11 protein-coding genes are annotated in these 12596 nt (G+C 66.8%); 8 read left to right on the top strand and 3 right to left on the bottom strand.

Features of this window, described 5'->3' with window-relative positions; genetic code table 11:
- Window positions 1-44 precede the first annotated feature (44 nt).
- The 6 genes from RZE79_RS10955 (at window position 45) to RZE79_RS10930 (ending at window position 6769) form a co-directional block, all read left to right on the top strand.
- Window positions 45-884: an ABC transporter ATP-binding protein gene (locus RZE79_RS10955; protein ID WP_319360427.1), complete on the top strand. Its 840-nt coding sequence runs from the start codon at window positions 45-47 to the stop codon at window positions 882-884.
- A complete protein-coding gene (locus RZE79_RS10950; protein WP_056583166.1) occupies window positions 884-1762 on the top strand; it encodes a branched-chain amino acid ABC transporter permease in 879 nt (292 codons plus the stop codon). The genes RZE79_RS10955 and RZE79_RS10950 overlap by 1 nt, the downstream gene beginning before the upstream one ends.
- A gap of 2 nt (window positions 1763-1764) precedes the next feature.
- Window positions 1765-2802 carry a branched-chain amino acid ABC transporter permease gene (locus RZE79_RS10945; RefSeq protein WP_319360426.1) on the top strand — a complete coding sequence of 346 codons (1038 nt, stop codon included), beginning with the start codon at window positions 1765-1767 and terminating at the stop codon, window positions 2800-2802.
- 15 nt (window positions 2803-2817) lie between these two features.
- On the top strand, window positions 2818-4008 hold the full coding sequence (locus RZE79_RS10940; protein WP_319360425.1) for an ABC transporter substrate-binding protein: 1191 nt from the start codon (window positions 2818-2820) through the stop codon (window positions 4006-4008).
- Window positions 4009-4130: 122 nt separating this feature from the next.
- Entirely contained in the window at window positions 4131-4940 is an 810-nt protein-coding gene (locus RZE79_RS10935; RefSeq protein WP_319360424.1) for an ABC transporter ATP-binding protein, read from the top strand.
- Entirely contained in the window at window positions 4937-6769 is a 1833-nt protein-coding gene (locus tag RZE79_RS10930) for an AMP-binding protein (protein WP_319360423.1), read from the top strand. Before RZE79_RS10935 ends, RZE79_RS10930 begins: the two co-directional genes overlap by 4 nt.
- A gap of 16 nt (window positions 6770-6785) precedes the next feature.
- On the opposite strand, the gene RZE79_RS10925 is transcribed toward RZE79_RS10930, so the two are convergent.
- Window positions 6786-7127, bottom strand: coding sequence for a hypothetical protein (locus tag RZE79_RS10925; protein ID WP_319360422.1), 342 nt, complete (start codon window positions 7125-7127; stop codon window positions 6786-6788).
- A 9-nt stretch (window positions 7128-7136) separates the two neighbouring features.
- Window positions 7137-9758 (bottom strand): ATP-dependent chaperone ClpB, encoded by a 2622-nt coding sequence (gene clpB, locus RZE79_RS10920; protein WP_319360421.1) that lies wholly within the window; start codon window positions 9756-9758, stop codon window positions 7137-7139.
- A 145-nt stretch (window positions 9759-9903) separates the two neighbouring features.
- Here clpB and RZE79_RS10915 point away from each other — a divergent pair, with 145 nt between their 5' ends.
- A complete protein-coding gene (locus RZE79_RS10915) occupies window positions 9904-10896 on the top strand; it encodes a Bug family tripartite tricarboxylate transporter substrate binding protein (protein WP_153285051.1) in 993 nt (330 codons plus the stop codon).
- Between the two features lie 106 nt (window positions 10897-11002).
- On the top strand, window positions 11003-11839 hold the full coding sequence (locus RZE79_RS10910) for a phosphatase PAP2 family protein (RefSeq protein WP_319360420.1): 837 nt from the start codon (window positions 11003-11005) through the stop codon (window positions 11837-11839).
- 25 nt (window positions 11840-11864) lie between these two features.
- On the opposite strand, the gene RZE79_RS10905 is transcribed toward RZE79_RS10910, so the two are convergent.
- Window positions 11865-12347, bottom strand: a complete 483-nt coding sequence (locus tag RZE79_RS10905) for a molybdenum cofactor biosynthesis protein MoaE (RefSeq protein WP_153285053.1) — start codon at window positions 12345-12347, stop codon at window positions 11865-11867.
- Between the last annotated feature and the right edge of the window lie 249 nt (window positions 12348-12596).

The raw sequence follows: 12596 nt of genomic DNA, 5'->3' as shown, positions 1-12596 counted from the left end.
CGCGCCCCTTAGCCATGCCTGACGAGACCCGACGGGAACCCTCCATGTCCGCACCTTCCGCCACGGCCCCGGTGCTGCAGGCCGAGGCGTTGACGCTGGCATTCGGCGGCGTGAAGGCGCTCACCCACGTCGGCTTCAGCGTCGCGCCCGGCTCCATCACCGCGGTGATCGGGCCCAACGGCGCGGGCAAGACCTCGCTGTTCAACACCATCTCGGGCTTCTACAAGCCCTCGCAGGGCCGCGTGCTGTTCGAAGGCGCGGACATCACCCGCCTGCCCGCCCCCAGGCGCGCCGCACTCGGCCTGGCGCGCAGCTTCCAGAACATCGCGCTGTTCCGCGGCATGACCGTGCTCGACAACATCAAGCTCGGCCGCCACACGCACCTGAAGACCAACGTGTTCGACGCCCTCTTCTACCTGGGCCGCGCACGCCGCGAAGAGGCCGAGCTGCGCCGCGACGTCGAAGAACGCATCATCGATTTCCTCGAGATCGACCACATCCGCCACGCCTCGGTCGCCGCCCTGCCCTATGGCCTGCAGAAGCGCGTCGAGATGGCGCGCGCGCTCGCCATGCAGCCCAAGGTGCTGATGCTCGACGAGCCCGTGGCCGGCATGAACCGCGAGGAGACCGAAGACATGGCACGCTTCATCCTCGACGTGCGGCGCGAATGGGGCATCACGGTGCTGATGGTCGAGCACGACATGGGCATGGTGATGGACCTGTCGGACCACGTGGTGGTACTCAACTTCGGCCAGGTCATCGCGCAAGGCACACCGGCGCAGGTGCAGGCCGACCCGGAAGTGATTCGCGCCTACCTCGGCGCGGGCGATGTCGGCGAGCTGCGTCGCCGGCTGCGCGGTGAAGCCACGGCAGGAGCCGCCTGATGGATTGGGCCTACCTCTTCGAGATCGCACTCACCGGCATCGCCGGCGGCGGCCTGTATGCGCTCGCGGCGCTGGCCTTCGTGCTGGTCTACAAGGCCACGCGCGTGGTCAACATCGCCATCGGCGAGATGCTGATGGTCGGCGCCTACCTGTTCTTCACCTTTGCCGCGAGCTTCTCGCTGCCGATCTGGATGGCGGTGCTGGGCTCGGTGATCGGCACCGGCCTGCTGGGCGCGGTGATCGAGCGCACCATGATCCGCCCGCTGCTGGGCGAGCCGCCGATCTCGGTGTTCATGGTGACGGTGGGGCTGGCGTCGATCCTCGTCGGGCTGGTCGAGATCATCTGGACCGCCGACCAGCGCCGCCTGCCCGAGTTCCTGCCCAACACGCCCGTGATGGTCGGCGAGGCCTTCCTGGCGCCGAAGATCGCGTATGGCGCACTCATCGCCGTGGTGCTGATCGGCCTCGTGCTGCTGCTGTTCCGCTTCTGGCGCGGCGGCGTGGCGCTGCGGGCCACGGCCTCGGACCAGGCGGCCGCTTACTCGATGGGCATCCACGTGCCGCGCGTGTTCTCGCTGGCCTGGGTCGCATCGTCCATGATCGCGGCGGTGGCCGGCATCATCGTCGGCGCCATCGGCGGCATCTCGTCGTCGATGGGCGTGTTCGGGCTGTCGGTGCTGGTGGTGGTGATCGTCGGCGGGCTCGACAGCGTGCTGGGTGCGCTGGTGGGCGGTGTGCTCATCGGGCTGATCGAAGCACTGGCCGGCTCCTACCTCGGCGGCGAATACAAGCTGCTCGCCACCTTCATCGTGCTGGTGTTCGTGCTGATGGTGCGGCCGTACGGGCTCTTCGGCACGCACGAGATCGAGAGACTCTAGCCATGCGCATCGGCACCCTCAAGCAAAGCTACACCGCCGACGCGGCGCTGTTCGATTCGCGCACGCAGAAGGTGTGGCTCGCGGTCGGCGTCGCGCTGCTCGTGCTGTTCCCCTTCATGGCCAGCGACTACTGGCTGTACCTCGCGTGCCTCGTCGCCATCAACGTCGCGAGCGCCACGGGCCTGAACATCCTCACGGGCTATACGGGTCTCGTGAGCCTCGGGCAGGCCGCGTTCATGGGCCTGGGTGCGTACACCGTCGCGATCATGCAGACGCGGCTGGGCACGCCCTTCCTGCTGAACATCCTCGCGGGCGGCGTGGTCGCGATGCTCGGCGGACTGGTCGTCGGCATCCCGTCGCTGCGCGTGAAGGGCCTGTACCTCGCCATCGCGACCATCGCGGCCTCGTTCATCACGCACTTCCTGTTCGCCAACCTCAAGCTCACGGGCGGCACCACGGGCATCTCGCTGCCGCCCGCGCAGCTCTTCGGCCTGCCGCTCGACACGTCGTTCCGCCTGTACTGGGTGATCGTTCCGGTGATGGTGCTCATGGTGCTCGGCGCAGCCAACCTGTTCCGCACGCGCGTGGGGCGCGCCTTCATCGCCATCCGTGACCGCGACATCTCGGCCGAGGTGCTGGGCATTCCATTGCTGCGCTACAAGCTGCTGTCGTTCGGGCTGTCGTCGTTCTACGCGGGCGTGGCGGGCGGGCTGTGGGCGTACTTCTTCCGCGTGGTCACGCCCGAGAGCTTTCCGCTGCTGATGTCGATCTTCTTCCTGGCCGCCATCATCGTCGGCGGCATGGGCACCATCCTGGGCGGCATCTTCGGCGCCGTGTTCATGACCATGGTGCCCGAGCTGCTCAAGCTGGTGGTCGACCTGCTGCCGGGCGGCGTCGAGATGACCGTGTTCCTCTCGCCGGTACGCACCGTCGTCTTCGGCCTGCTCATCGTCGGATTTCTGGTGTTCGAGCCGCACGGGCTCGCAGAAGTGTGGCGGCGCATACGCCGCTTCTTTCACCTATGGCCGTTCCGTAACTAGAACCAGGAGACACACATGCCCAAGACAACGAAGAAGCCTTCTCACCAGCGCCGCGCCCTGCTGCTCGCAGCCGGCCTGGCCGCCACCGTGCCCTTCGCCGCGCACGCGCAAGCCAACGAAGACATCGTCATCGGCGGCTCGATTCCCATGACCGGCGTGTTCGCCTTCGCGGGCGTGGGTATCAACGCCGGCATTGCCGACTACGTGAAGATCGTCAACGACGCGGGCGGCATCAAGGGCCGCAAGCTGCGCTACGTGCCGGAAGACACGGGCTACAAGGTCGACGTGTCGGTGGCGGCCTTCAAGAAGATCACGAGCCAGAACAAGGTCAACCTCTACTACGGCGACTCCACCGGCTTCTCGAAGACCATCAACCCCGAGCTCGACCGCAGCGGCCAGATATTGATGGCAGGCGCCTCGTTTGCCACCGAGCTGAACGACCCGGCCAAGTACCCGAACCAGTTTCTCGTGGGCCCCGACTACACCGAGCAGATCGGCATTCTTCTGCGCCACATCGCCAAGGAAAAGCCGGGCGCGAAGGTGGCCTTCGTGTACTCCGACTCCGAGTTCGGCCGCGACCCGATCGAGGCCAGCGAAGCCGCCGCGAAGAAGCTGGGCCTGAGCGTGCCGGTGAAGCTGATGACGCCCGCGGGCAGCGTCGACGTGTCGACCGAGGTCATCAAGCTGCGCCGCGCCGCGCCCGACTACACGATCTTCCACGGCTACATCCTCGCGCCCATTCCCGAGTTCGTGCAGCAGGGCAAGCAGATGGGCATGACCAGCAAGTGGATGGGCACCTTCTGGACCATGGACAGCTCCACCGTCATGAAGATGGGCGAAGGCGGCGACGGCTTCATGGGCGTCATGCCCTACCGCTACTACTACGACACCACAGCCAAGGCGCCGATGCTCGACAAGATCCGCGCGCTGCGCCCCGAGTACCAGAGCACGGCCTACACGCAGGGCTTCCTCACGGCGATGCTGTTCACCGAAGCCGCCAAGCGCACGCTCGACGCCGGCAAGCCGCTGGACGGCAAGAACCTGAAGGCCGCACTGAACACCATCAAGGACTTCGACACCGGCGGGATCATCGGCACGCCGATCACCATCAAGGGCAATTCGATTCCCGTGGGCCGCGTCTACAAGGCCGACATGAAGGCGCAGAAGATGGTGCCGGCGTCGGACTGGATCAACCTCTCGCAGTAAGAGATGGGCGCTCGACTCTTCTTCCAGGAACACCGCAGAACCGGCTTTGCCGGGCTGCTGGTGTTGCCCCCGGTAGGGGGTTGGCGAAGCGACACGAAGTGCGCGAAGACTGGGGGCGAGCCATGAACGTTCTCGAGGTCAACAACATCGAGGTGGTCTACAACAAGGTCGTGCAGGTGCTGCGCGGCCTGTCGCTGGCCGTGCCGCGCGGGCAGATCGTGGCGCTGCTGGGCAGCAACGGCGCGGGCAAGTCGACCACGCTGAAGGCAGTGTCGGGCCTGCTCGCGCTGGAAGACGGCGAGGTCGAGGCCGGGCGCATCGTGTTCGACGGCGCACCGACCGAACGGCTCGCACCGCAGCAGCTGGTGCGGCGCGGCCTGAGCCATGTGATGGAAGGCCGGCGCGTGTTCGAAGACCTCACGGTCGAAGAGAACCTGGTCGCCGCGACCTATGCGCTCACCGGGCGCACGGGCGCTGCGCCGGCGTCGCGCAACTTCGACGACGTCTATGCCTACTTCCCTCGCCTGCATGAGCGCCGCAAGGGCCTTGCGGGCTACCTCTCGGGCGGCGAGCAGCAGATGCTCGCCATCGGCCGCGCGCTGGTGGCGCAGCCTCAATTGATATTGCTCGACGAACCCTCGCTGGGCCTGTCGCCCAAGCTGGTGGAAGACATCTTCACGATCATCGCGCGCATCAATGCCGAGCGCGGCACCTCGATGCTGCTGGTGGAACAGAACGCCAGCGTGGCACTGGCCATTGCACACACGGGCTACATCATGGAAAGCGGCAAGGTCGTGATCGACGGCAGCGCCGAACGCCTCGCGGCCGACCCCGACGTGCGCGAGTTCTACCTCGGCGTGGGCGGCAGCGGCGAATCGCGCAGCTTCCGTGAGCTGAAGCACTACAAGCGCCGCAAGCGCTGGCTGTCATGACGACCCCGACGACGAACCCGCTCCCTTCGCTCACGCTGCCGCAGATGCTGCGCGAGCAGGCGCGCCTGCAGCCGCAGCGCATCGCGATCCGGCAGAAGGACTTCGGCATCTGGCATCCGCTGGACTGGGCCGGCTACCTGCAACGCGCCAGCCGTTTCGGCCTGGGCCTGCACGCGATGGGCCTCGCGCCCGGCGGGCACCTCGGCGTGATCTCCGAGAACCGTGTCGAATGGCTGCTCGCGCAGATGGGCGCGGGGCTCATCGGCGCCGTGACCGTGGGCGTGTATCCCACCAGCCCGAGCAACGAGGTCGCGTACGTGGTCGGCCATGCGGACATCGAGGTGATCGTCTGCGAAGACCAGGAGCAGACCGACAAGGTGCTCGACGCGCTCGACCAGCTGCCGCGCCTGCGCAAGATCGTCGTGATCGAGACCAAGGGCCTCGCGAGCTACCCGCCTGAAGTGCGCGAGCGCATCGCGACCTTTGCAGAGGTCGAGCAGGCCGGTGCCGAGGTGCTGGCACGCGACGGCAGCGCGCTCATCGACGCCGCGCTGCAGCGCCAGACGCTCGCCGACATCGGCTTGATGATCTACACCTCGGGCTCCACCGGCAAGCCCAAGGGCGCGATGATTTCGTACCGCAACATCCGCGGCGTCGTGCCCGGCATCGTCGAGCGGCTCGGGCTCGACGGCAGCACCACGCACCTGTCGTACCTGCCGCTGTGCCACGTGGCCGAGCAGATGCTCACGGCCTTCGTGCCGCTGTACCTGGGCTCGCAGGTCAACTTCGGCGAATCGATCCGCACCGTGCAGGAAGACCTGCGCGAGGTGGCGCCCACCATGTTCCTCGGCGTGCCGCGCATCTGGGAAAAGCTGCACGCGGGCATCAGCATCAAGATGCAGGAAGCCGGTGGCTTGCAGCGCGCGTTGTTCCGCAAGGCCATCGAGGCTTGCGCACCGCTGGCCGAGAAGCCGCGCAGCGCCTGGACGCTGGCCGAGCGCGGCCGCTTCGCCCTCGCCTACTGGACCGTGCTGCGCGCGCTGCAGAACTTCATCGGCCTGCGCCGCGCACGCATCGCGCTCACGGGCGCGGCGCCGATTCCCGCGGACGTGGTGCGCTTCTTTCGCACGCTGGGCGTGCCGCTGGTCGAGGTGTACGGGCTCACCGAATCGACCGGCATGGTCGCGGGCCATCGCGCCGACGCCGTGACCATCGGCACCGTCGGCCCACCCACGCAGGGCACCGAGCACCGCGTGGGCGAAGCGGGCGAGCTGCTGGTGCGCGGCGACATGGTGTTCGAGGGCTACTACAAGAACCCCGAGGCCACGGCCTCATCGATCCGCGATGGCTGGCTGCACACGGGCGACGTGGTGCGCGAGGAAGCCGGTGGCCAGCTGCGCATCGTCGATCGGCTGAAGGACATCATGATCACCGCCGGCGGCAAGAACCTCACGCCCTCGGAGATCGAGAACACCATGAAGGGCAGCCCCTTCATCAAGGAATGCATCGTGGTGGCGGACGGCCGCAAGTTCGTCGGCGCGCTGCTGCAGATCGATTACGAGACGGTCGGCAAATGGGCCGAAGCCCAGCGCCTGCCGTTCACGCACTTTCGCTCGCTGGTGGAAGAACCCAAGGTGCGCGCGCTGATCGAGGCCGAAGTGGCGCGCGGCAATGGGAAGCTGGCGCAGGTGTCGCAGATCAGACGTTTTCATCTGCTCACCAAAGAGTTGGACCATGACGACGGTGAAGTCACCGCGACCATGAAGGTGCGGCGCTCCAGCATCTACAAGTCTTACGCCAACGAGATCGAGGCGCTGTACAGCGCCTGATCGAGAAGAAAGAGGCTCAGTCGCCGCGCACGGGCCGCGCCCGCACGTCGGTCACATCGTCGGCCGGGCCCAGCACGACCGGGCTGCGCACCGATTCGCCGCGTGCACGGGCGCTGACCACGTCCGCTGCCGTGGGCTCGGCCGGCTGCTGTGCCGCATGGCGAAATCGGTCGAAGCCCGAGCGGGGGTTGAAGCGCCCGCCCATCGAAGCTGTCCAGGGCGTCACGGGCTTGCCCGTGATGCGCCCCCAGGCGTAGCGCACACCCCACACCGCCGCCAGCAGCAGGGCCGCCACGGCCAGGCTGGCCGCGAAGACCAGCCCCAGGAGCAGAAGAATGACGCGAAGAATAAAGTTCATCATCCGACTTTAGGCCGATGCAGCCGCCGTTGGTTCCCCGCCCTTGCGGAACGAGAACTGGCCCGGCGACTGGATCGGGTCGGTTTCGACCTCGATCGTGTCCTTCGGCCCGAAGCTGCCGTCGAGCAGCAGTCGCGAGAGCGGGTTCTCGATGCGCTGCTGGATGGCGCGCTTGAGCGGACGCGCACCGAACACCGGGTCGAAGCCGACCTTGGCGATTTCGGCCAGCGCCGCAGGCGACACCTCGAGCCCCAGATCCATCTTGGCAAGACGGGCCTTCAGCACCTTCAGCTGGATCGCGGCGATCGATTCGATGTTCTTCGCGTCGAGCGCGTGGAACACGACCGTCTCGTCGATGCGGTTCAGGAACTCGGGGCGGAAGTAGTTCTTCAGCTCGTCCCACACCGCTTCCTTGATGTCCTCGGAAGGCTGGCCCACCATCGCCTGGATGATCGGCGAGCCGATGTTGCTGGTCATCACGATGACGGTGTTCTTGAAGTCCACGGTGCGGCCCTGACCGTCCGTGAGGCGACCGTCGTCGAGCACCTGCAGCAGCACGTTGAAGACGTCGGGGTGGGCCTTCTCGACCTCGTCGAGCAGCACCACGCTGTAGGGCTTGCGGCGCACGGCTTCCGTGAGGTAGCCGCCCTCTTCATAGCCCACGTAGCCCGGCGGCGCGCCGATGAGGCGCGCGACCGAATGCTTCTCCATGAACTCGCTCATGTCGATGCGAATCAGGTGGTCTTCGCTGTCGAACAGGAAGCCCGCGAGCGCCTTGCACAGCTCGGTCTTGCCCACGCCCGTGGGGCCGAGGAACAGGAACGAACCCGTGGGGCGGTTCGGATCGCTCAGGCCCGAGCGCGAGCGGCGGATCGCATTCGCGACCGCACCGATGGCCTCGTCCTGCCCGACCACGCGCTCATGCAGCTTGTCTTCCATGACGAGCAGCTTGTCGCGTTCGCCCTGCATCAGCTTGGCGACCGGGATGCCGGTGGCGCGCGCCACGACCTCGGCGATTTCTTCCGCGCCGACCTGCGTGCGCAGCAGCGTGGGCGCGCTGGACTTGCCCTTGCTCGCTTCGCTTTCTTCGGCTTCCTTCAGGCGCTTCTCGAGCGCCGGCAGCTGGCCGTATTGCAGTTCGGCGACCTTGTTGAAGTCGCCCTTGCGCTTCCACTCTTCGATCTGGAACTTGATCTTGTCGATGTCTTCGCGCACATGCGCGCTGCCCTGGGCCTGGGCCTTCTCGGCCTGCCAGATCTCGTCGTAGTCGGCGATTTCCTTTTGCAGCTTGGTGATCTCGTCCTCGATGAGGCCGAAGCGCTTCTGCGAGGCTTCGTCCTTTTCGCGGCGCACGGCTTCGCGCTCGATCTGCAGCTGGATGAGGCGGCGATCGAGGCGGTCCATGACCTCGGGCTTGGAGTCCATCTCGATCTTGATCTTGGCCGCGGCCTCGTCGATCAGGTCGATGGCCTTGTCGGGCAGGAAGCGGTCGGTGATGTAGCGGTCGCTCAATTCGGCCGCGGCCACGATGGCCGGGTCGGTGATCTGCACGCCGTGGTGCACTTCGTATTTTTCCTGCAGGCCGCGCAGGATGGCGATGGTGGCCTCCACGGTGGGCTCGCCCACGATGATCTTCTGGAAGCGGCGCTCCAGCGCGGCATCTTTCTCGATGTACTTGCGGTACTCGTCGAGCGTGGTCGCGCCCACGCAGTGCAGTTCGCCACGCGCGAGCGCTGGCTTGAGCATGTTGCCCGCGTCCATGGCGCCTTCAGCCTTGCCGGCGCCGACCATGGTGTGCAGCTCGTCGATGAAGACGATGGTCTGGCCTTCGTCCTTCGCGAGTTCGTTGAGCACGGTCTTCAGGCGTTCTTCGAACTCGCCGCGGAACTTGGCACCAGCCAGCAGCGCGGCCATGTCGAGCGACAGCACGCGCTTGCCCTTGAGCGACTCGGGCACCTCGCCCGCGACGATGCGCTGCGCCAGGCCTTCGACGATGGCGGTCTTGCCCACGCCGGGTTCGCCGATGAGCACGGGGTTGTTCTTGGTGCGGCGTTGCAGCACCTGGATGGCGCGGCGAATTTCTTCGTCGCGCCCGATGACCGGATCGAGCTTGCCCAGGCGGGCGCGCTCGGTGAGGTCCATGCAGTATTTCTTGAGGGCTTCGCGCTGGCCTTCGGCATCGGCGCTGTTCACGCCCTGCCCGCCGCGCACGGCCTCGATGGCCGATTCGAGCGACTTGCGGCTCAGGCCGTTTTCCTTGGCGAGCTTGCCGATGTCGGCCTTGCTGTCGACCACGGCGAGCAGAAAGAGTTCGCCCGCAATGAACTGGTCGTTGCGCTTGATGGCTTCCTTCTCGGTCGCCTGCAGCAGCTTGCCCAACTCGGGGCCGACCTGCACGATGTCGTGGCCCTGCACCTGGGGCAGTTTCTTGATGGCGCCTTCGGCGGCCTGCAGCAGCCCGGGCACGTTGACGCCGGCACGCTCCAGCAGGGCACGCGGGCCGTCGTCCTGGCGCAGCATCGCGACCAGCAGGTGGGCCGGTTCGATGTAGGCGTTGTCGTTACCGAGCGCCAGCGTCTGGGCGTCGCTCAGTGCTTCCTGAAATTTGGTGGTGAGTTTGTCTTGTCGCATGGTGGTATTCCTGCATCCAAAATAGGGCTGTTCGGGCACGATTCAAGGTTGTGAATCGGATTTGCACCCTGGGCACGGGTATTGCACCGGGCCCCGCACCTTCCTGCCACAGGCATTTCTCTCTTTATCTCGAATGGAGTCGATCATGGTTTTTTCAATGCAGCGCGTCCAGCCGATGCGCCGCGCGTTCAGCGTGGGTCTTTTGGCAGCAGCCCTGGGCATGGCCGGACTGGCGCAGGCCCAGAGCGGCACGCCGGTGCGCATCCTGGTGGGCTTCCCCGCCGGCGCGGGCACCGACGCCATTGCGCGCACCCTGGGCGAAAAGCTCAAGGACGTGCTGGGCGTGCCCGTGGTGGTCGAGAACCGCGCGGGCGCGGGCGGCCAGATTGCGGCGCAAGCGCTGAAGGCCGCGCCGGCCGACGGCCACACGCTGTTCCTGTCGCATGACCACTCCATCTCGATCCTGCCGCAGGTGGTGAAGAACCCGGGCTTCAACCCCGCGACCGACTTCGTGCCCGTGGCCGGCTTTGCCACCTTTGCCAACGTGCTGGCGGTGTCGGGCGGCACGCCGGCCAAGAGCATCGACGAGTACGTGAAGTGGATCCGCACGCAAAAGGGCGGCAAGGAAACGATCGGCGTGCCGGCACCGGCGTCGATTCCCGAGTTCCTCGTGAAGATGATCTCGGACAAGTACAAGATCGACGTGCAGCCCGCACCGTACCGCGGCAGCGCGCCCATGACGGCCGACATGCTGGGCAACCAGATCACGGCAGGCATCGCCTCGGTGCCGGACTTCATCGAGAACCACCGCGCGGGCAAGGTGCGCATCGTGGCGTCCATCGGCGCCAAGCGCCAGGCGCTGCTGCCGAACGTGCCGACCTTCACCGAGCTGGGCTTTGCGAACCTCGAAGACCTGCCCTACTACGGCATCTTCGCGCCGGTCGGCACGCCGCAGGCCGTCATCGACAAGTACGGCGACGCATTGCAAAAGGTGCTGGCCATGCCCGACGTGAAGCAGAAGCTCACCACCATGGGCCTGACGGTCGGCTACGAGCCCCAGGGCCAGTTCGCGGGCCGCGTGCGCAGCTACACGCAGACCTGGGAAAAGATCATCCAGGCGAGCGGCTTCAAGCCCTGACCCGCGCGGCCTGACGCGGCCGTCACATGGGTGATCTTCCGGCCTGCTGGGGTCCCACTACGATGGGACCTCAGCTTCCAAAAACAAAGCCGGAGACACATCCCTCATGCAATTCACGACCCTCGCCGCCTCACTGGCGGCCGCGCTGCTGCTTGGCGCCTGCGGCAGCACCGCACCCGTTTCCCCCGCCGAAGTCGGCGAGTTGCGTCCGGGCTCGGGCTACCTCAAGGGCTACCTGCCCAGCGCCGAGCTGCCCGACAGCCTCGCCCTGCTGCCCCCGCCCCCGGCCGAAGGCTCTCCCGCGCTGGCAGCCGACGGCGCCACCTTCCGCGCGCTCACGGCCCTGCAGGGCACCCCGCGCGGCGCACTGGCGGTACAGGACGCCAACCTCAAGTTTCCGAAGGCCGCCGAGGTGTTCTCGTGCGCACTGGGCATGCCCATTTCCGAGCAGGCCACGCCGCACCTGAACATGCTGCTGCGCCGCACGCTGGCCGATGCCGGCTCAGCCACCTACAAGGCCAAGAACACCTACAACCGCACGCGCCCCTTCGTCGCCTTCAAGACCGGCAGCTGCACGCCCGCCGAAGAAGCCTTTCTGGCCAAGGACGGCTCCTATCCCTCGGGCCACGCGGCCCTGGGCTGGGCCTGGGCGCTGGTGCTGACGGAACTCGCGCCCGAACGCGCCGATGCGCTGCTGCAGCGCGGACGCGCCTTCTCGCAGAGCCGCGCGATCTGCGGCGTGCACTGGCAGAGCGACATCGAGAACGGCCGGCTGGTCGGCGCGGCGACCGTGGCGAAGCTGCACACGAACCCGGTGTTCCAGGCGCAGATGGCGGGCGCCCGGTCGGAGATTGCGAAGGCACGCGCGGCGGGTGCGGTGCCGGCTCAGGATTGCGGTGCCGAAGCCAAGGCGCTCGCCACCTCGGCGCTGATCGCGCCGTAAGTCTCGAACGCGCCGAACGCGTCGCTCAGGTGGCGCTGTTCGAGGCCGCGATGCCCCAGCGTGCCAGCGCCTCGTCGTCGGTCACACGGGCATCGACCCAGCGCGCACCCTCGGGCGTCTGCTCCTTCTTCCAGAACGGCGCCTGCGTCTTCAGATAGTCCATGAGGAACTCGCAGGCCTGGAAGCTCTGGCCGCGGTGGGCGGACACCACCGCCACCATCATGATCTGGTCGAGCGGCTGCAGCAGCCCCACGCGGTGGATCACGCGCGCGCCGAGGATGTCGAAGCGCTGGTGGGCCTCGTCGATCATGGCCTCGATGGCCTTCTCGGTCATGCCGGGGTAGTGTTCGAGCTCCATCGAGGCGATGGTGCTGCCGTCGTTGCGATCCCTGACCGTGCCGACAAAACTGCAGACGGCGCCGATGCGTTTGTCGCCGGCGCGCAACGTGGCGACCTCTGCAGAGAGATCGAAATCGGCCGTCTGGATCGAAACACGCGCAACGTTCATGTCCGAATTGTGGCATCGCGCTAGACTGCCGCAATGCCTTGTCTCGCCACGTTCTCCCCGCTGCTGTCGCAGCCCGAGAGCCGTTGCGCGCGCCAAGGCAGCAAAGCCAAAAAACCAAAGCTCGTCTGACCGGAGCCGAGGTTCCGTCGTCGGATGAGCGACGGAACCTGCCAAGGCTTTGGCCCCTCTTGGGTTGCGCGCGCATCGGACGGTGGTTCTTCCATCGGTCGATTCCTGAAAGGAAGCCTG

Origin of the sequence: Variovorax sp. EBFNA2 (assembly GCF_033802765.1) — a bacterium.
GTDB lineage: Bacteria > Pseudomonadota > Gammaproteobacteria > Burkholderiales > Burkholderiaceae_C > Variovorax > Variovorax paradoxus_H.
Note: the sequence above shows the minus strand (reverse complement) of the source record. Positions and strands in the feature narration are given on the sequence as shown.